We start from the raw sequence: 20,146 nt of genomic DNA on the forward strand, positions 1-20,146 counted from the left end.
GCTCACGCATGATCCAGCGTTGCAGCCAGGCTTGGCGATCGGGCACTGATTCCCATGAAGCGCCGCACTCGTTCTCCTTTGGCATCGCATCGTATGGTTTCAGGGGCGGCATCCAGTTGGATATTGCCGTTCTCCATGAACACGACCCGGTCGGATATCGACATGGCAAAGTCCATTTCGTGGGTCACGATCAGCATGGTCATGCCTTCTTTCGCCAGGTCGCGGATCACGTTCAGCACGTCGTTGACCAGTTCCGGGTCGAGGGCCGAGGTCGGCTCGTCGAACAGCATGATCTGCGGCTCCATCGCCAGGGCTCGAGCGATCGCCACGCGCTGCTGTTGCCCGCCGGAGAGCTGGTGCGGGTACTTGTGGGCATGGGCCAGCAGGCCGACCTTGTCCAGTAGCGCATAGGCACGATGTTCACTCAGCTCGCCCGGCTGGCCGTGGTAACGCGGTGCCAGTGTGACGTTGTCGAGAATGGTGCGGTGCGGGAACAGGTTGAAGTTCTGGAACACCATGCCGATGTGCCGCACGCCTTTGCGCAGGCGGGAGCCGTTGGGTTTGCCAGAAGCCTCGATGAATTTTTCGCCGAACAACAAAATGTCGCCGGTATCGATGGTTTCCAGGCCGTTGACCGTGCGGATCAGCGAAGTCTTGCCAGAACCGGATGGCCCGATGATCGAGACCACCTGGCCGCATTCGACATTAAGGTCGATACCCAGCAGCACTTTGTGCGTGCCATAGCTCTTCTGGATGTTCTTCAGTTGCAGGATGGGCGTCGCGTTAGTGCCTGCTGCCTTGCGCGCAGTATCGGGCAACGCTTCGGCACTGGCCTTGAACCTGGCGATGGTGGCCGCGTCGAGCGTGTGCGGCTTGCGCAGGTTCAGGTCCAGGTAGCGCTCCAGGCGCTGCAGGAAATAACCGAACACGGTGACGATCAACACGTAATAGACGCCTACCGCCGCCAGGGTCTCCATGACCAGGAAGTTGGTGGCATAGAGGCGTTGGCCGACCGTGAGGATTTCGGTCAGGGAAATGACCGAGACCAGCGATGTCAGCTTGACTACCGTGATGTATTCATTGATCAGGGTCGGCAGCGAAATACGGAAAGCCTGGGGGATCACGATCAGGCGTTGCATGCCCAACAGGCCGACACCCAGCGCACGCCCGGCTTCCTTCTGGCCCTTGGCCACGGAGATCAGGCCGCCACGATGGATTTCCGCCATGTACGCCGCTTCAGTGACCACCAGGGCCAACAGGCCTGCGTAGAAAGGGTTGGACAGAATCGATCCGCTACCGGGAAACAATTGCGGCAGGTTGTAGACGAACACCACCAGCACCAGCAACGGGATGCTGCGGAAGAACCAGATGTAGACCGCAGCGGGAATGCGCAGCAAGGGCGATTGGGACAGCTTGGCCGTGGCCAGGACAAAGCCCAGCAGCATGCCGATGAACCAGGCCAGGGCACTGAGCTGGACCACCGTGACACAGGCCTTCCAGAAGTCCGGCAGGGAGAACAGGGAGAAGAAATACGACCAATCGAATGGCATGGGGCACCTCGATCTGCCGCCCCGGTGCAGGGGAGGCAGATGACCAGACTACAAGGACAGGATCTTAGTTGGCAGTCGGTTCTTCCAAACCATATTTCTTGAGGACTGCGGCGTATTCACCGCTCTTTTTGCTCTCCTCGAAGGCCTTCTGCACGGCCTGGAAGGTTTCGTCGTTACCTTTCTTGACGAAGATGCCCAGGGTTTGCTGATAGATCGGATGCTCGGTGGTGATCACGACCCGGCCGTTGGTCTTTTCCGCGATCATTTTTGCCGCGCCGGCGATTTCGACCTGGGCCTGGATGTTTTTGGACAGCAGGGCCTGGGTCACTTCGGGGGCCGAGGGGAATTCGCTGACGGTGATCGCCCCTTTGTTGTTCGGCACGCAGTATTCATCCGACAGCTTCCTGAATTGCTTGACCCAGGTGGTGCCCTGTTCCAGGCCCAGTTTCAAACCGCACAGGTCTTCAGGTTTTTTCGCATTGATCTCGCTGCCCTTGGGTACCATGACCGCGGCGCCGGTGTTGGCATAGGCGATGGTCTGGGCCTGGGTCTGGCGCTCCGGTGTGATGTACATGCCGGAAATGATCGCGTCGTACTTGCCGGAGTTCAGGCCCAGGATCAGGCTCGGGAACTTGGTGTCGACGAACTCCACCGTGGCGTTCATCTGCTTGGCCAGAGCCGTTGCCAGCTCGGGGTCCGAACCCACCACATTCTTGTCCTTGTCGTAGGACTCGAAAGGAGGGTAGGTGATTTCCATGCCGACCTTGAACGTTTCTGCCGCGGCCATGCTCACCGAGGCACCGAACATACCGGCTGCCAATACAGCCAGGCTCAAAAGGTTTTTCTTGTTGTTTTTCATCATGTACTGACTCCGGCGTAGGTAGGGGGGTAGCTGAAAATTTCAATCAGGACGGTTGCGCCTGATTTTTCAAATGTCCGAAACTGGCGGGCTTGCGTGCCTTGCCTGGCAGTTGAACTTCCCCGTTGGCCACCCTCTGGCGCAGATATTGATAGGTCTGCAACGCCTGGCCATACATGTGTTCGCCGATGGTGATTTCTTCGTAGTCGTTGCCTGCCTGGGCGAACCCGGGCAACGGCTTGATCTGGGTGTGATAGTCGCAGGCATAAAACAGCGGAAAGGAGTAGCGCTCCTCCTTCACGCTGCGCACCCGATGCGCCGTGGCAACGAAAGCGCCTGCCGTCATCACCTCCAGCATGTCGCCGATGTTGACGACAAAGGCATCGGCCATCGGTGGTGCATCGATCCATTGGCCAAGATCGTTCATCACCTCAAGGCCCGGTTTGTCGGCCAAAAGGATGGTGAAGCACTCGTAGTCAGTATGGGCGCCAAGACCCGGTGCGTCATGGGCGGCACCGTCGAAGGGGTAGTGGATCAGGCGCAGCTTGGACGGCGGACGGGTGACCAGGCTGTCGAAATAGTTTTCTTCCAGGCCCAGGGTCAGGGCGAAGCCGCTGAACAGGCGCCGGCCCAAGGCGAAGATGGCTGCATAGTAGGCCTGTACCGACGCCTTGAAGCCTGCCAGCTGCGGCCAGTCGTTGGGCCCCAGCAACGGGGTGTTGGCCAGCACCAGCGGGTCATCGGCCGGGACTTCGAAGCCGACGTCGAAGGCTTCCTTGTGGTCCGGCTTGCCCTTGGAATAGACCTCTTCGCCTTCGGGCACAAAACCCTTGTGGGTTTGTGAGGTGCCTATGTAGTGGCGCATTTTGGTGTCGAAGGGCTGGTCGAAAAAGTCCTTGGCAGCCTGGCGCAGGTTGGCGATCAGTTGCGGGTCGATGCCGTGATCGGTGATATAGAGGAACCCGACCTCGCTGGCGGCGCACCCCAGTTGCTCGGCCACGGCCAGGCGGTGTTCCAGTTCAACGCTGAACAGACCGGCGATGTTGACCACCGGAATGCTGTTGAAGTTGGCTTTGTGTGTGTCAATGCTGGCGCTGTTGTGTTTATTGTCAGGCATGACGCATCGGCTCCCTAAGGATGGCTTGAGTGGCTGAAACGCTTGAAGTGTTCGCGCTCGGTCTGGCCCATCCACACGTTCAATGACCACAGGTCGGCGACCGGGACATTGGTGAAGGGCAAATGATGCAGGTAGCCGTCGGCGCCGAATTCCGGGGTCAGGGTGCTGACCGGGTAACCGCGGGCTTGCTGCGAGCGCCAGATGCTTTCCCAGTGCTGCTGATGGAACGCCAGTTCTTTTGCATATTCGGGCGCCGCCGGGTGCGGAACCTGCGGGCCCTGGTCGTAGCCGACCCGGGCCTGGATATGGTGAACCCGCTCGATGAAAGCGCTCAGGTCATCGGCCGGGTCATTCAACAGACGCTCGCAAGTCACGACCCAGTGGCTGACGTCACTGGTGAACAACAAGTCGGGCAGTTGGCGGATCAACTCCAGGGTCACCCAGGGGTTGAACAGCGAACGCGAGCGGTGGGTCTCGAAACTGCAGACCAGGCCGTGCTTGCGCGCCAGATCCAGCGCCTGGCCGAAAAATTCAACTTGTTGTGGCAAGGACCAGCGATCGTTGCCCGCCAGCACGTTGACGAAGCGTGGGCCGAGTTCGGCAGCCCAGGCGAGTTTCTGGTCGAGGTCATCGAGGTGAACGGCAGGCGTTGCCGATTGGTCCGGCAGTACGTCGTACGCGGTGAAGACGGTGCTGATATAGCCCAGGCGATTGGCCTGGAGAAAAGCGCCGAACTCGGTCCGTTCACGGGCGTCCAGTGGCAGGCGTGCTTCCATGCCGTCAAAGCCCGCGTGCAGCAACTCCTCGAGCGCCTGAGCCTTGCTGGCGGTATAACCCCACAGCGTGCGGAAAATTTCCAGCTTCATCGGTGATCCTCAAAAATCCCAGGGTCTGCTGCAAAAGCACTTCGACGGCGCCAGGCTGCAAAGAGGCTGGTTCGCTGTGGAGCCGATGTTAGGCACAGGCCGCGCGGTGAAAGAATCTGAAAGTTCAAATGAATACTTCAGACTTTCACTAACAAATAGCTAGCTATTTATCTCGCTTGCCAGGAAGGATTTTGTGGGCGAGAACGTGTCTACGCTAGCTATTAGCGAGAGATGCCATTATTACGGCATCATTTTGAAGAGTCCCAAGCGACACCGGGCTGCTGAGAGTTCGCTTTTGACTGTGCTGCCTGTCACGCAGGGCTGCAAGCGACTCAATATGTCAGTCCGGCAATATCGAGCACACCCGGCACCGCCAGATCCAATCTGATGATTTGAATGGATAGCGTTCGTATCGCCGTAAATTTTTACGCATTCTTTACGACTGCCGTTTCTGCCCTCAAAGATACTGGCCGCGACTTTTCAGATCGTCCATGCGCCTTGAGGCTTCAGTGGCCTGGGCATTTTGTTTTGCCCAAGGATGGCATGCACTTCCTCCCCGCAATTCGAGAGAAGCGACCCTTGAGTGAGACAGCAGTCGGAGCACATGAAAACCCGCAATCCAAAACGTCAGGACTGGGCCTGCTCGTCGCCGCGGTCGGAGTGGTTTACGGGGACATTGGCACCAGCCCTCTGTACACGTTGAAAGAAGTCTTTGCCGGCCACTACGGTGTCCAGGCCAATCACGACGGCGTGCTGGGCATTCTGTCGTTGATCTTCTGGTCGTTGATCTGGGTTGTCTCGATCAAGTACGTGCTGTTCATTCTCCGCGCCGACAACCAGGGCGAAGGCGGCATCATGGCCTTGACGGCTTTAGCCCGCCGCGCGGCCGCCCCTTATCCGCGCATGAGTAAAATACTCGTTCTGCTTGGCCTGTTCGGTGCGGCGCTTTTTTACGGGGACAGCATGATCACCCCGGCCATTTCGGTGCTCTCTGCGGTTGAAGGTCTACAACTGGCGTTTGACGGAATCGAACACTGGGTCGTGCCCTTGTCAGTGATCGTGCTGGTGGCGCTGTTCTTGATACAGAAACACGGCACCGCTCGCATCGGTATCCTGTTCGGCCCAGTGATGGTGCTGTGGTTTGTCGTGCTGGGTGCGCTGGGGATCTATGGCATTTTCCAGCGACCGGAAGTATTGCAAGCGCTCAATCCGTACTGGGGAGCGCATTTTTTTATCGCTCATCCGGGAATCGGTGTGGCCATCCTTGGTGCAGTGGTACTCGCGCTGACGGGCGCCGAAGCACTGTATGCAGACATGGGACACTTCGGTCGCAAACCCATTGCCCGCGCGTGGTTCATTTTGGTGTTGCCAGGGCTGGTACTCAATTATTTTGGCCAGGGTGCGTTGATCCTGGAGAGCCCGGAAGCGGTGCGCAATCCATTTTATCTGCTCGCACCGGGCTGGGCACTACTGCCGATGGTCGCACTCTCCACACTGGCGACCATCATCGCTTCTCAAGCCGTGATCTCAGGCGCATTTTCCCTGACCCACCAGGCCATCCAGCTTGGGTATGTTCCTCGCATGTTTATCCAGCACACCTCCAGCCTGGAGCAGGGACAGATCTACATCGGCACGGTCAACTGGGCATTGATGGTCGGTGTTGTGCTGCTGGTGCTTGGTTTCGAGTCGTCCAGTGCATTGGCCGCCGCTTATGGGGTCGCTGTGACGGGCACCATGTTGATTACCACCATCCTGTCTTCGGCTGTCGTCCTGTTGCTATGGAAAACCCCGCGCTGGCTGGCCATTCCGATGCTGCTCGGTTTTCTGCTGGTCGACAGCCTGTACTTCGCGGCCAATGCTCCAAAGATCTTCCAGGGCGGTGCGTTCCCGGTGATTGCCGGCATTGGCCTGTTCATTTTGATGACCACCTGGAAACGGGGCCGCAAGATCATAGTTGAACGGCTGGACGAAACCGCGCTGCCTCTACCACTGTTCATCGGTAGCATCCGCACGCAGCCTCCTCATCGTGTACAAGGTACGGCGGTATTTCTGACAGCCAGGTCCGATGCCGTTCCGCATGCGTTGCTGCACAACCTGCTGCATAACCAGGTTTTGCATGAGCAAGTGGTGTTGCTCACCGTGGTGTCTGAAGACAGCCCTCGTGTGAGTGCAGATCGCCGGTTTGAGGTTCAAGCGTATGGCGAAGGGTTCTTCCGGGTCAGCCTGCACTTTGGCTTTATCGAGGAGCCCGATGTCCCTTTGGCGTTAAGTCTCTGTCACTTGGCTGAGCTGGACTTCAGTCCGATGCGCACCACCTATTTCCTGAGCCGGGAAACGGTGATCCCGACCAAGCGCATCGGCATGGCCCGTTGGCGAGAAGGCCTGTTCGCCTTTTTACTCAAGAACGCCAACAGCAACCTCAAGTACTTCAAGTTGCCGTTGAATCGGGTGATAGAGCTGGGCACACAGGTTGAGATGTAAGGAATTCTGCTAGCTTGTACTTCCCCGACTTTCCCCACGGGATGTGGAAAAATCGACGGGCGCTCACCAACGGTTCCCGGACTCCACCGAGGGGACCGTCAGTGGCGCCGGACATGACGCGATCCACCTGGCGCGGTACTGCCCGACGGCCATGGTGTTCATCCCGTGCGTAGGCGGCCTGAGTCACAACGAAGCCGAAGACGTACTGCCCGAAGACGTGCGCCAGGGCACGGATGTGCTGCTCAACGCGGTGTTGTTGCGTGCCGGGAAAATCGACTGAACGCAGGCCCTGTAGGAGCGAGCTTGCTCGCGAAAGCGGTGGGTCAGACAACAATTGCGTCATCTGACACTCCCTCTTCGCGGGCAAGTCAGATCGCCGCACCGCCGCTCCCACATTGTTCGATATTGACCACACATTTTTGGTTCAACACGGTCAAGTGTGGGAGCGAGCTTGCTCGCGAAGAACGATAACGCGGTCTATCTGGTGAATTACAAGCGCCCTACGGCACTTGCCATAGCCCTGACGTTAACGTAAAGATTGCGCCAGGGCGCCAACGTATGAAGGCGCAGGGCGGACGACCCGGAGCGCTTGATGACGCTAATAAAAACAAACTCCCCCAAACTGCATCGCGAAGCCCGGCTGGCCCGGGAAAAGTTGCACCTGGAAGGCGAAGTGCCGGATGGCGTCCTGCGTGCGGAAATCGATGCCTCGTGGCGGCGCAGCCTGAGCCATGGCGTGCATTTCAATGCCAAGCACGAGCTGGCGCTGGAATCGAGTACCAGCCTCGACGTATTGCTGGCCAACAACCGCTTGCTGATCGACGCCGCGTTGCCGGCGATCGATTACCTGGCCGAGCGTCAGGGTAAGGAAGGGCTGATCATCCTGGCCAACTCCGACGCCACCATCCTCGCCGTCGAAGGCCGCGCCGACCGTCTCAAGGGCAGCGGCCTGCAGGACATCACCCTGGGCGCCTGCTGGAGCGAAGCGGTCCGCGGCACCAATGCCCTGGGCACGGCGCTGGTGGAAGCCCAGCCGACCCTGATCGATTGCGGCGAACATTATCTGGATCGCCTCAGCGATTTTTCCTGCACTTCGGTGCCGATCCATTGCCCCCAGGGCGACATTCTTGGCGTCCTCGACCTGACCCGCGAAGGCCCTCTCGGCCGCGCCCACGACAGCACTGCGCTGCTGGCCATGGCCGTCAGCCAGATCGAAAGCCGGGTGTTCAACGCCAGCTATCCGGACGAAATCGTGCTGGCCTTCCACAGCCGCAGGCAGTATCTGGAATCCCCGTGGCAAGGCTTGCTGGCGGTGAGTCTCGGCGGGCAGATCCTCGCGGTCAGCGCCCAGGCCTGTCAGTTGCTCCGCGCCGAGCGCTCAGCCCTGGTCGGTCGGCGCTGCGAGGAGTTTCTCGGCGTCGACGGTCTGCAATTGCTGGCGCGCCTGCATCAGGGCGGGGTCGGCAGCCTGCAAACCGCCAAGGGAGAGTTCTTCTACAAAACCCTGCGCGCGCCGCAACGCTCGATCAACGTCAGCAGCCCACCGCGCACTGCGGCGAAACCCGCCAAGGCAAAACCGGATCTGGAGGCGCTGGCCGGCAGCAATACACGCTATGCCCGTGCCTTGCGCATGGCCCGTCAAGGCCTGGCCAATGAGCTACCCGTCTTGTTGCTGGGTGAAACCGGCACCGGTAAAGAGGTCATCGCCCGCGCCCTGCACATGGCCGGAGCGCGCTGCGACAAACCCTTCGTGGCAGTGAACTGCGCGGCCATTCCCGAAGGCTTGATCGAGTCCGAACTGTTCGGCTATCGCGAAGGCGCGTTTACCGGTTCACGCCGGGGCGGCATGGTCGGGCGCCTGCAGCAGGCCCATGGCGGCACCTTGTTCCTCGATGAAATCGGCGACATGCCCCTGGCCTTGCAGGCCCGACTGTTGCGGGTATTGCAGGATCGCAAGGTCGCGCCCCTGGGCGCAGGCGAAGAGCAGGACATCGACATCGCGCTGATCTGCGCCACCCACCGCGACCTCAAGCGTCTGGTGGAAGAAAAACACTTTCGCGAGGACTTGTTCTACCGGGTCAACGGCATCAGCGTGATGCTCCCGGCCCTGCGCGAACGCGAAGATTTCGCCGCGCTGGTCAGTCGCATGCTGACGACACTGGGCGCCCCCACCGTGGTTCTGCACGATGGTCTCGATCGCTTGCTCGGCGGTTATCACTGGCCCGGTAACATCCGCCAGCTGGAGATGGTCCTGCGCACCGCGCTGGCCATGCGCGAGCCGGGTGAAACCGTGCTGACCCTCGATCACTTGCCCGACAGCATGCTCGACGATTTGACCGCCAGCGAACGGCCCCAGGCCGGCAGCATTCGGGAAAACGAACTGGAGCTGATCCGTCAGTCCCTGGACACGCATCAGGGCAACGTCTCGGCCGCCGCCGACGCCCTGGGTATCAGCCGCGCGACGCTTTATCGCAAGCTCAAACAGTTGCGTCCGTGATGCAGCGCTTGATCGTTCGGCTGATTGACAGCCAGAACCCCGAGGCGCTGCAAGCGTCACTGCGCTGGTTGTACAGCTTCGTGCGTCCCCATCGTCTGGCGATTGCCGGACTGCTGGGCCTGTCGGTCTGCGCCTCGGCGCTGGTACTGGTGCAGCCGTGGCTGACCAAGCTGCTGATCGACGATGGCCTGCTGGCGCGCAACTTCCCGATGCTGGTATTGATCGCCGGGCTGATGATCGTCGCCGGGTTGCTGGGCACGGCGCTCTCGGGCATCAACCGCTACCTGCATACACGACTGTCCGGGCGCATGCTGTTTGCCTTGCGCGACGACCTGTACCGGCATTTGCAAACCCTGTCGCCGAGCTTCTACGGCCAGCGGCGCATCGGCGACCTGATGTCGCGCCTTGATGGCGACGTCGCGGAAATCCAGCGGTTCGCGGTGGACTCGCTGTTCTCGGCGGTGTCGAGTGTGATCGGTCTGGTGGTTGCCATCGCGATGCTGTTGACGTTGTCGTGGAAACTCTCGCTGCTGGCGGTGGTGCTGATTCCCCTCGACGTGCTCTGGCTGCGCTGGATGCGGCGCAAGGTCGAGCGCGATGTGCGGCAGTTGCGCGAGCGTTCGGCAGACATGTCGTCGTTCATGGTCGAGACGCTGCCGGTGATGAAGTTCATCCAGTCCGCCGGCCAGCAACAGCGCGAAGCGCGGCGCCTCGAGACGCTGGGGCAGGGCTACATGAGCCAGTTGCTGCGCCTGCAAGTCACCGAATTTTTCACCCAGGCCGTGCCCGGTACGCTGACCTCGCTGTCCCGGGCCTGCGCCTTTCTGATCGGCGGTTACTGGGTGGTGCAGGGCACCTGGCAGCTCGGTGCCCTGATTGCGTTTTCCACCTACCTGGGCATGGCCGTGGGGCCGGTGCAAAGTCTGCTCGGGCTCTACGTTGCCATTCAGCGGATGACCGTCAGCCTCGGCCGGGTCATGGAGTTGCGCGGCGAACAACCGACCGTGTCGACGCCCGCCACGCCGCGCCCGATGCCCAATGGCGGCGATCTCTGGTTCGACAACGTGCACTTCGCCCATCCCGGCCGCCAATCGACCCTGCGCGGCATCGAAGCACGGATTCCCTACGGATTGAAAGTGGCCCTCGGCGGCGGCTCGGGCGTGGGTAAATCCACCCTGATCGACCTGCTGCAACGTCACCACGATCCGCAATCGGGTCGGGTCCTGCTGGGTGATGTCGATCTGCGCGAACTGGATCTGTTCCAGTTGCGTCGGCGCATTGCCATCGTCAGCCAGGACATCGTGCTGTTTCGTGGCAGCCTCGCCGACAACCTGGCCTACGCGGTGCCGGACGCCAGCCGCGAGGCGATTGCCGACGTGGCGCGGCTGGCGCAACTCGACAGCCTGATCGAGTCCTTGCCCGAAGGCCTCGACAGTCCATTGGGCGAGCGCGGTCAGCAGTTGTCCGGCGGGCAGAAACAACGCATCGCGATTGCCCGGGCGCTGTTGCAGGACCCTTTGATTCTGGTGCTCGATGAAGCCACGTCCGCGGTGGATGAAGCCACCGAGCGCGAAGTCATCGACGCCATCGACCGCTTGTTTGCCGGGCGCACGCGCATCCTGATCAGCCATCGCCCATCAACCCTGGCCGATGCCGATCTGCGTTTCGAATTGCTCGACGGCGTGCTGACCTCGAAAACGGTGCTGCATGAAACCTGAGTTGCGCATGGGTGTGGTGGACAGCGGCCACTCGGCGGCACAACGGGTGCGGGTGATCGCCGGTCGGCGCTTTGCCTTGCTCGAAGACGGCCTGGCCGAGGGCGACTTGCGCGACGATCCGCTGGGGCATGGCAGCGCGGTGATCGAAGCGATCGGCCGGCGTGCACCTTCGGCGCTGTTTTGCGTGGCCCAGGTGTTCGACCAGCGCGGTGTCACCAGCGCCTTGCAGATCGCCACGGCGATTGACTGGCTGCTGACGCAGGACGTGCGGCTGATCAATCTGAGCCTCGGCCTGCGCCAGGATCGCAGTCTGTTGCGCGCCGCCTGCGCGGCAGCGGTGGCTCGGGGTGTGCTGCTGTGTGCGTCGAGTCCGGCCCAGGGCGAAGGGGTGTTTCCGGCCAACTATCCGCAGGTGTTGCGGGTGACCGGCGATGCGCGCTGCGCCGAGCAGGAATGGTCGTGGCTCAACAGTGCCCAGGCGGATTTCGCCGCGTGTGTGCAGGGCACCTACCCGGGGCAATCCGGGGCGAGCCTCGGTTGTGCTGCCTTGAGCGGGCACATCGCCGGGTTCCTCGCCGAACAGCCTGGCGCCAGCAATCAGCAAGTCGTCGAATGGTTGCGCGAGCATGCCCGTTACCGTGGCCCTGAACGGCGCTTCGAGCCATGACCGAGATCGTCATTCTGGGTGCCGGGCCGGCGGGGGCCGCGGTCGCGCTAGGGCTGCGGCGGCTGGGCCATGGCGTCACGCTGATCAGCGAATGGCGCCGGTTTGCGGCGCTCGAAGGTGTATCCGTGCGAGTGCTGGAAGCCTTGCACGGCGCGGGCCTGCAGCATGCACTGGCGGATGCCGCGCTGCCTTCTCAACGCCAGGTGAGCTGGAACGGCCAGCACCATGCGCAGAACATCGAATACTTGCTCGACCGTCCGCTGTTTGACCGAGGCCTGCGCGAAGATTTGCGCCTGGCGGGGGTTGAGCTCATCGAAGGCCGGGTGTTGACGGTTCATTCTTCGACCAATGGCCATCGAATCGAAATCGACGGCCGCGAACCGCTGCTCGCAGCGTTTCTCGTCGAGGCCCGCGGACGTCAGGCTCCCGCTACCGGCAAAGGCTTGCGCGGCCCCGAGACGGTCAGCTTGCTCAATCGCTGGCAGGGTTCGCCGGGCAGCACCGCCAGCGCCGTGGAAAGCCTCGAGGACGGCTGGGCGTGGATGGCGCGGCGCGCCGACGGTCAGTGCTACTGGCAATGGACGGTGGACGTGGCCAGTGCCGGGTTGCCGGGCAAGGCGATGTTGCTCGAATACTGTCGACAGCGGCGCCAGGGTTCGCGGCTGGCCACTGCATTTTTTGCTGGCGAAGCGCAAGGTGATCTACAACTGCACGCCCGCAGCAGCACGGCGATTCTGAGCCCGCAGGTGTGTGGCGAAAACTGGATCCGGGTCGGCGATGCGGCAATGGCCGTCGACCCGCTGTCGGGCAACGGGATCTTTCAGTCGTTGTCCTCGGCGTTGCAGGCGCCGGCGGTGATCAACACGCTGCTGTGCAAGCCCGAACGTGCGGCTCTGGCCCAGCGTTTCCACCAGCAGCGGGTGGCGCAGTTGTTTTTGCGTTTTGCACGGGTCGGCCGGGATTTTTATGCCGATGAGCAACGCTGGCTGGACCAGCCGTTCTGGCAGGCACGACGGAACTGGCCGGATGCCGAGGTGGCCCATGCCGCGGTGGACTTCAATGCGCTGAGGATTGAGCGGGCACCGGTGTTGCGCGATGGGTGGGTCGATGAGGCCGAGGTGGTGATCACGGCCGATCAGCCGTTGGGGATCTGGCATGTGCAGGGGGTTGAGATGGCGGCGTTGGTGCGGCGATTGCGCAGTGAGCCGGCTGAGCAGGTGTTGGCCGGTTTGACGGTGGAGCAGGGAAGGATGGTCAGGAGTTGGTTGTTGGCTCAGGGGTTCAAACCCTGAATTCCGGGTTGTCTGGGCGGGCCTCATCGCGAGCAAGCTCGCTCCCACAGGGGATGTGTGATCGACACATAACCAATGTGGGAGCGAGCTTGCTCGCGATGGCGGCCTGAAGAGCGCCGCTATTACAACTTGATCAACACCGACTTCAGCTCGGTGTAATGCTCGATCGCCGCATACCCCATCTCACGCCCGACCCCGGACATCTTGTAGCCGCCGAACGGCAGCGCCGGGTCCAGGGCGCTGTGGCAGTTGACCCACACCGAGCCTGACTTGATGCGTGGAATCATCCGGTGCACCGCCGCCAAGTCATTGGACCAGATGCTCGCGCCCAACCCGTAAGGGCTGTCATTGGCCATGCGCAGAGCATCGGCTTCGTCATCGAACGGGATGGCCACCAGCACCGGGCCGAATATTTCTTCCTGCACCAGTGAGTGCTTCTGATCGACATCGACGATCACCGTCGGCTTGACGAAGAACCCCGGCCCGAACTGCTCACCACCACAGGCAATGGTCGCACCGCTTTCCCGGCCCTTTTCGATGTAGCCGTAGACGCGCTCCTGCTGGCGCGCCGAGATCAATGGGCCCATTTCGACGCTCGGGTCCAGGCCGTTGCCCAGTTTCATGGCGTTGGCGATGTCGCTGATGTCCGCCACCACATTGTCGAAATGCTTGCGCTGTACATACAGCCTGGAACCTGCGCAGCAGACCTGGCCCTGATTGAAGAAAATCGCGCTTGCAGCCCCGGCCGCAGCGGTTTTCAGGTCAGCGTCGGCCATGACGATGGTCGGCGATTTACCGCCCAGTTCCAGGGTGACCCGGGTCATGGAATCCATGGCGATCTTGCCGATCTGCTTGCCCACGGCGGTGGAACCGGTGAAGGTCAGCTTGTCCACCAGCGGGTTGTGAGTCAGGGCCGAACCGGCCGTGATGCCGGTGCCGGTGACCACGTTGAACACGCCTTCGGGATACCCGGCCTCCAGCACCAGCTCGGCGAGTTTCAGTGCGGTCAGCGGGGTTTCGTCGGCGGGTTTGAGCACCACGGTGCAGCCGGTGGCCAGGGCCGGACCGAGTTTCCAGCAGGCCAGCAGCAGCGGGAAATTCCAGGCGACGATGGCACCAACCACGCCCACCGCTTCGCGACGGATGAAGCTGTGGAACTGGTCGTTGGGCATCAGCGGTGCCGACACATCAACCGTGGAACCTTCGATCTTGGTCGCCCAACCGGCCATGTAGCGCAGGAAGTCGATGGCCAGTTGCACGTCCATCACCTGGGCCACCGCCGCGCTTTTGCCGTTGTTCAGGCATTCCAGTTGCGCCAGCAGCTCGGCGTCGCGCTGCATCAGGTCGGCGAGTTTCCATAACAGGTTCTGCCGCTCCCGGGGACGGGCGCGGGTCCAGGCTGAATCGTCGAACGCCTGGCGGGCGGCAAGCACTGCGCGGTCGACATCCGCAGGCGTTGCCCGTGGCACCACGCACAGCACTTCGCCGGTGGCCGGGTTGTGCAGGGGCATGGTCTGGCCGTCGGCGGCCTCGACCCAGTCACCGCCGATCAGCATGCGCGGGGCGCATTGGATGAACGCCGAAGTGGCGGGAAGCACGTTTGGGAGCGACATTGGCGAGGCCTCTTGTTGGTCGTGAGAACCGGGCTTTCGCAATGGCTGTGCCAAGTCCCCCAAAGTGCCGGTCGGCCATGGTCGGGCGGGGTTTTTCCGCAGCAGATCAAGGGGGCCGGGTAGGGGTGTTTGTCGCATTTCGCGACAGCCGGTGAGACGACGGGCAACCGGTTCGCGATCTTGAGAGCACCTTCGGCGGGGGCTAGAATTTTCTCGCCTGGCGGGCGAAATGACGGAGCATTGTCCTGGCAATACATCTGGCGTGAGGGAGGCAGCGATGAACCTTTCAACCCTGGAAATCCAAAACATCATTGAACACAGTTTTCTGCCGTCGGTATGCACGTGCAGCGTGGCGCCGGATCAGTCCCTGACCATTCGCGTGTGTGATTGCGTGACCGGCAAAGTCGACCTGGTGGCGACCCACGTTCCGCTTTGGGAGCTGAATTCACCCCACGCGATTGCGACGCTGGTGGTGCAGATGCAACAGGAAATCAACGCGCACAAAGGTGTGCACCCGACGTTTAACAGTTGAACCGAGGCCTGCCGCACTACACGCGTGGTGCGGCGCAGGCCTTTGGGCAATCCTCCCCGATCCCCTTTTCTTACCGGCTGGGCAGGCCCCGTCAATCGATGGGCGATGAGCGGCTCGGGCCGGGCAACTACGCTGTCTCAGACTGCAACAACTGTCGCGAAACTAGACGCGGCAGATCGCGTCCGGGCATGGCCCAATGCATTCAAATCAGCGTAAGTGATTGATAAAAAAGCTTATCGGCAAGCTGGCACGCTCTGTGTATTGCACATCTCAGACGTTTCTCCTGCCTCCGTCAGCGGATCAATGCCGACGGCAGAAACCATAAAAACGATAAGCCACAACAATAAGAACGCACCGTGCGAGGTTCGACGTTGATGAAGAGAAAACTCCGATCAGGCATGAGCGCCAGCCTGCTGGCCGTAGCCGCTTGTATAGCGCTGCATTCACCTCATAGCCTGGCAGCCCGCGACGCCCAGACCATCCTCAAGGAAACCTGTCAGGGCTGTCACACCCCCGAAGCCGATAACGCCCTCAGCCGCATCAGCCACCAGCGCAAGACGCCGGAAGGCTGGTTGATGAGCATTGCCCGAATGCAGACCATGCACGGCTTGCAGATCAGCGATGACGACCGTCGAACCCTGGTCAAGTACCTGGCCGACACCCAGGGCCTGGCGCCGAGCGAAACCGACGGCGTGCGTTATGCGCTGGAGCGGCGACTCAATACCGTCGAGCAGTTCGACGACCCGACCCGCCAGATGTGCGGCCGCTGCCACTCCGGTGCGCGGGTGGCCCTGCAACGGCGTCCGGCGCAAGAGTGGGAACGCCTGGTGAACTTTCACCTCGGCCAATGGCCGTCCCTGGAATACCAGGCGTTGGCCCGGGACCGCGACTGGTTCGATATGGCCCGCAAAGACATGGTGCCGCTGCTGGCCAAGCGTTATCCGCTGGACAACCCGGCCTGGAAAAAATGGCAGAGTGCGGCGCCAAAGGCCGAGGCCCTGGTGGGCGACTGGAGCTTCAGCGGCCACTTGCCGGGCAAGGGTGAACTGGCCGGTGTCATGAGCGTAACCGCCGATGGCAGCGACACCTTCAAGGTCAGCGTCAAAGGCCAATACGCCGACGGCAGCCCGTTCAATGGCGACGGCAGTGCGATTCTCTACACCGGCTACGAATGGCGCGGCAACGTGACCATCGATGGCGTGACCCTGCGCCAGGTGTTCGCCGCCCAGGGCAATGCAATGCAGGGCCGGATGTTCGAGGCCGAGCATGACGAGCGCGGTCTGGACTTCGTCGCCGCCAAACAGGGTTCCAGCCGTTTGCTGGCGGTGCAGCCGGGCTATCTGAAGGCTGGCAGCGAAACCGAAGTGACCTTGATCGGCAGTGGCCTGAGCGGCAAGCCGGACTTCGGCAAGGGCGTGGAAGTGATTGAAGTCGTCTCGCAGAGCCCGCAGCAGATCAAGGTCAAGCTCAAGGCCGCCGCCAATGCCCAACCGGGTGCGCGCGCGGTCAGTGTCGGCACGCTGAAAGGTCCGAGCCTGTCGGTGTACAGCAAGATCGCTTCGGTCAAAGTGGTGCCGGAATTCTCGGTGGCGCGGATCGGCGACGGCGGCGGATCGACGCCGAAGGTCCAGGGCCGTTTCGACGCAGAAGCCTGGGGCAAGGGCGCCGACGGCAAGCCGTACCGCATCGGCGTGTTCCCGGCGCAGTGGAAAGTCGAGGCCTTCGACGACCGCGCCAGGGAAGACGAAGACGTCAAGTTCGCCGGCACCATGCAGGCCGACGCCGGCGTGTTCACCCCGGGCGATGCCGGGCCGAACCCGGCACGCAAGATGTCCACCAACAATGCTGGCAACCTCAAGGTGATCGCCGCCGTCGACGACGCCGGGAAATCCCTGACCGGCGAAGGCCACATGATCGTGACCGTGCAACGCTGGAACAATCCACCCATTCCTTGATGCTGGCTGAAACCCAAGTCTTCAGACACTTTTCGGAATGACCGCAGGCCCCGAAATCCGAGGCTTGCACAGGAGGTTGGTTATGGGCGCTATCTTGAATCTGGTCGAACGCAACCTGCACGAAGTGCAGGTCGATGCCGACCGCATGCTGTTTCACATCCCCAGCAGTTCGCTGTTCGCCAGCGATGAACTGACGGGCACCATCATCGATACCTTGCGCGGGCCCGGTTGTTCCTCGGACGACCTGATCCAGCGCCTGGCCGCGCGCTTCAACGGCGAAGAAGTCACCGAGACCCTGCGTGAATTGATGGCCCTGGAACTGGTCAGCGACGGCTCACCGCTGACCCCGGACATCGCCACCAAACGGGTCGAGCGCACGGCCATCAACACCGTGGTGCTCAACGTCAACACCGGCTGCAACCTGAGTTGCACCTACTGCTACAAGGAAGACCTCGACAAGCCGTCGGCGGGCAAGAAGATGGACGTCGAGACGGCGATTGCCTCGGTGGAAATGCTGCTGCGCGAATCCCCGGACGAAGAGCGCTTCACCGTGGTGTTCTTCGGTGGCGAACCACTGAGCAACCGCAAACTGATCGAGTACATGGTCGACTATTGCGAGAAGCGTTTTCGCGAGGCCGGCAAGTTCGTCGAGTTCGTGATGACCACCAACGCTACGCTGCTCACCGAAGAAACCGTGGACTACCTCAACGCCCACCGCTTTGGTTTGTCGGTGAGCATCGACGGGCCGAAGACCGTGCACGACCGCAACCGCATCACCGTGGGCGGGCAGGGCACGTACGACGTGGTGCGGCGCAAGGCCGAGATGTTGCTGTCGCGCTACAACAGTCGTCCGGTCGGTGCGCGGGTGACCCTGACCACCGGCGTGACCGATGTCGAAACCATCTGGGATCACCTGTTCAACGAACTGGGTTTTGCCGAAGTCGGTTTCGCTCCAGTAACCTCCGGCGATATCAGCACGTTCAACCTGACCAGTGACGAGTTGATCGAAGTCTTCGCCAACATGAAGAAGCTCGGTCGTCGTTACCTGGAAGCGGCGCTGGAGCACCGCAACATCGGCTTCTCCAACCTGCACCAGTTGATCACCGACATCCACGAAGGCCACAAAAAGGCCCTGCCATGCGGCGCGGGCCTGAAGATGCTGGCGGTGGATCACAAGGGTGAGCTGAACCTGTGCCACCGCTTTACCGGTTCGAGTCTGCCGACCTTCGGCAACGTCCACAGCGGCGTGAAACAGGTGGAGTTGAACGACTTCCTGTCCCAGCGCCTGGACCGCACCAACACCGGCTGCGAAGACTGCCAGATCCGCAACCTGTGTTCCGGCGGCTGCTACCACGAGAGCTACGCCCGCTACGGCGACCCGACGCACCCGACCTATCACTACTGCGAACTGATGCGTGACTGGGTCGACTTCGGCATCGAGGTCTACACCCGGATCATGGCCAATAACCCTGCGTTCATCAGCAGCTACATCACTCCGCGCAAGGCTCACTGATATGAAACATCTCAAGGCAATCAATAACAAAGCGTTGAAGCTGGATCAGGCCGCGGATGAAAACCGCATTGAAGAAGTGGTGGCCATGAGTTCCGTGGCGGGCTGTGCCTCGACCACCGACCCGGGCTGGGAAATCGATGCGTTTGGCGGAGTGTCGTCGCTGTGCCAGCCGATGGAGGCCGACCTCTACGGTTGTTCCGACCCTTGCTGGTGGCCGGCCCAGGTGCCCGACATGATGAGCACTTACCCGGACTGGAACAAGGATGCCCAGGCGTCCAACGACAACTGGCGCAACCTCGGCACTGTCTTCCCCAAAGACAAGTGATCACAGAAGAAGGATTCCAGCATGCACAACATCAAAGCCTGCGGCCTGGCCGCGTTCGCCGTCCTGAGCAGCTGTTCTGTCAGTGTTCTGGCCGATGAAAACACCGCGCTGCAAGTCGGTCACGAATACATGGTGACCACCAACTACCCGAACAACCTGCACATGATCGACCTGGCCACCGATACCCTGTTCAAGACCTGCAAGATGCCCGACGCCTTCGGCCCCGGCACTGTGCAGCTGTCGCCGGACCGCAAGACCGCCTATGTACTGAACAACCACTATGCAGATGTCTACGGCGTCGAACTGGACAGCTGCAAGCAGGTATTCCACGCCAGCATCACGCAGAAACCGGGGGAGAAAGCGCGCTCGATGTTCGCCTTTACCCTCAGCCACGATGGCAAGGCGCTGTTCACCGTCGCCAACCCGACGCTGATGATGAATGATCGTTACGAAGTGCAGCAGCCGCGGCTCGACGTGTACAAGACCGACGCCGGCATGGACGCCAAGCCGGTGCGCAGTTTTCCGGCGCCGCGCCAGTTGACCATCATGCAGAGCGGTGACGACGGCACGCTGTACGTGGCCGGGGCGGATGTCTACAAGGTCAATGTGCAAACCGGCAAGTTCGATGTGCTGATCCCCAGTCGTCACTGGAAACGCCCGAACTACAGCGCGCCAGACGTGCTCTACGTGTGGAACCAGCAGACGTACCGGCATGACTTCTCGCTGCTCTACACCGCGGCGAAATTCAAGGACAAGAAACAGGACCCGGCCACCGCCGAATACCTGTACGGCCTGTTCAGCGTCGACCTGAAGACCGGCAAGACCGAAACCACCGATTTCGGCCCTTTGACGGAGATCTACTTCAGCGGCATGCGCTCGCCCAAGGACCCGAACCTGATGTTCGGCGTGCTCAACCGCCTGGCCAAGTACGACATCAAGCAGAAGAAAATGCTCCAGTCCGCCACGCTCGATCATTCCTACTACTGCATTTCCTTTAACAAGGATGGCAGCAAGATCTACCTGGCGGGAACCTTCAACGACGTGGCGATCTTCGATGCCGACAGCCTGAAACAGACGGGCAGCATCAAATTGCCGGGCGGGGACATGGCGATTACCACGGCGCAGATTTTTGTCCGGTAAATTGTGGTGTCTTAACTGACG

General features: G+C 61.3%; 15 protein-coding genes and 1 pseudogene. 11 read left to right on the forward strand and 5 right to left on the reverse strand.

Features of this window, described 5'->3' with window-relative positions:
* Positions 1-2: 2 nt before the first annotated feature.
* From ACM6IK_RS04165 to ACM6IK_RS04180, 4 genes are all read right to left on the reverse strand, one after another.
* A complete protein-coding gene (locus ACM6IK_RS04165) occupies positions 3-1,550 on the reverse strand; it encodes an amino acid ABC transporter permease/ATP-binding protein (RefSeq protein WP_414873275.1) in 1,548 nt (515 codons plus the stop codon).
* Between the two features lie 64 nt (positions 1,551-1,614).
* Positions 1,615-2,409 (reverse strand): ABC transporter substrate-binding protein, encoded by a 795-nt coding sequence (locus ACM6IK_RS04170; protein ID WP_414873366.1) that lies wholly within the window; start codon positions 2,407-2,409, stop codon positions 1,615-1,617.
* 46 nt (positions 2,410-2,455) lie between these two features.
* Positions 2,456-3,526 carry an isopenicillin N synthase family dioxygenase gene (locus tag ACM6IK_RS04175; RefSeq protein ID WP_414873276.1) on the reverse strand — a complete coding sequence of 357 codons (1,071 nt, stop codon included), beginning with the start codon at positions 3,524-3,526 and terminating at the stop codon, positions 2,456-2,458.
* 14 nt (positions 3,527-3,540) lie between these two features.
* The gene (locus tag ACM6IK_RS04180) at positions 3,541-4,392 is read right to left on the reverse strand and encodes a sugar phosphate isomerase/epimerase family protein (protein ID WP_414873277.1); all 852 of its coding nucleotides are present in this window, start codon (positions 4,390-4,392) and stop codon (positions 3,541-3,543) included.
* 543 nt (positions 4,393-4,935) lie between these two features.
* Between ACM6IK_RS04180 and ACM6IK_RS04185 the strand changes: the two genes are divergently transcribed.
* The 6 genes and pseudogenes from ACM6IK_RS04185 to ACM6IK_RS04210 all read left to right on the forward strand — a co-directional run bounded on the left by ACM6IK_RS04185 (position 4,936) and on the right by ACM6IK_RS04210 (position 13,047).
* Positions 4,936-6,873, forward strand: coding sequence for a potassium transporter Kup (locus tag ACM6IK_RS04185; RefSeq protein ID WP_414873278.1), 1,938 nt, complete (start codon positions 4,936-4,938; stop codon positions 6,871-6,873).
* A gap of 88 nt (positions 6,874-6,961) precedes the next feature.
* Positions 6,962-7,153 (forward strand): annotated as a pseudogene (locus ACM6IK_RS04190) (M20/M25/M40 family metallo-hydrolase); the annotation flags it as partial.
* Positions 7,154-7,465: 312 nt separating this feature from the next.
* Positions 7,466-9,370, forward strand: a complete 1,905-nt coding sequence (locus tag ACM6IK_RS04195) for a sigma-54-dependent Fis family transcriptional regulator (RefSeq protein ID WP_414873279.1) — start codon at positions 7,466-7,468, stop codon at positions 9,368-9,370.
* Positions 9,370-11,088: an ABC transporter ATP-binding protein gene (locus ACM6IK_RS04200; RefSeq protein ID WP_414873280.1), complete on the forward strand. Its 1,719-nt coding sequence runs from the start codon at positions 9,370-9,372 to the stop codon at positions 11,086-11,088. Before ACM6IK_RS04195 ends, ACM6IK_RS04200 begins: the two co-directional genes overlap by 1 nt.
* Positions 11,078-11,755, forward strand: a complete 678-nt coding sequence (locus ACM6IK_RS04205; RefSeq protein WP_414873281.1) for a S8 family serine peptidase — start codon at positions 11,078-11,080, stop codon at positions 11,753-11,755. Before ACM6IK_RS04200 ends, ACM6IK_RS04205 begins: the two co-directional genes overlap by 11 nt.
* Positions 11,752-13,047, forward strand: a complete 1,296-nt coding sequence (locus ACM6IK_RS04210; RefSeq protein ID WP_414873282.1) for an NAD(P)/FAD-dependent oxidoreductase — start codon at positions 11,752-11,754, stop codon at positions 13,045-13,047. The genes ACM6IK_RS04205 and ACM6IK_RS04210 overlap by 4 nt, the downstream gene beginning before the upstream one ends.
* A 122-nt stretch (positions 13,048-13,169) precedes the next feature.
* Here the strand turns inward: ACM6IK_RS04210 and ACM6IK_RS04215 are convergent, their stop codons facing one another.
* Positions 13,170-14,660: an aldehyde dehydrogenase family protein gene (locus ACM6IK_RS04215; protein ID WP_414873283.1), complete on the reverse strand. Its 1,491-nt coding sequence runs from the start codon at positions 14,658-14,660 to the stop codon at positions 13,170-13,172.
* A 277-nt stretch (positions 14,661-14,937) separates the two neighbouring features.
* Between ACM6IK_RS04215 and ACM6IK_RS04220 the strand changes: the two genes are divergently transcribed.
* The 5 genes from ACM6IK_RS04220 (at position 14,938) to peaD (ending at position 20,125) form a co-directional block, all read left to right on the forward strand.
* Positions 14,938-15,192, forward strand: a complete 255-nt coding sequence (locus ACM6IK_RS04220) for a DUF1652 domain-containing protein (protein ID WP_108219424.1) — start codon at positions 14,938-14,940, stop codon at positions 15,190-15,192.
* 374 nt (positions 15,193-15,566) lie between these two features.
* A complete protein-coding gene (peaA, locus tag ACM6IK_RS04225; RefSeq protein WP_414873284.1) occupies positions 15,567-17,147 on the forward strand; it encodes a quinohemoprotein amine dehydrogenase subunit alpha in 1,581 nt (526 codons plus the stop codon).
* Between the two features lie 82 nt (positions 17,148-17,229).
* A complete protein-coding gene (peaB, locus tag ACM6IK_RS04230) occupies positions 17,230-18,660 on the forward strand; it encodes a quinohemoprotein amine dehydrogenase maturation protein (RefSeq protein ID WP_414873285.1) in 1,431 nt (476 codons plus the stop codon).
* Between the two features lies 1 nt (position 18,661).
* A complete protein-coding gene (gene qhpC / locus ACM6IK_RS04235; protein ID WP_008016081.1) occupies positions 18,662-18,985 on the forward strand; it encodes a quinohemoprotein amine dehydrogenase subunit gamma in 324 nt (107 codons plus the stop codon).
* Positions 18,986-19,006: 21 nt separating this feature from the next.
* Positions 19,007-20,125, forward strand: coding sequence for a quinohemoprotein amine dehydrogenase subunit beta (peaD, locus tag ACM6IK_RS04240; protein ID WP_414873286.1), 1,119 nt, complete (start codon positions 19,007-19,009; stop codon positions 20,123-20,125).
* Positions 20,126-20,146 lie beyond the last annotated feature (21 nt).

The organism is Pseudomonas sp. IT-196MI5 (assembly GCF_949767415.1).
Taxonomy (GTDB): Bacteria; Pseudomonadota; Gammaproteobacteria; order Pseudomonadales; family Pseudomonadaceae; genus Aquipseudomonas.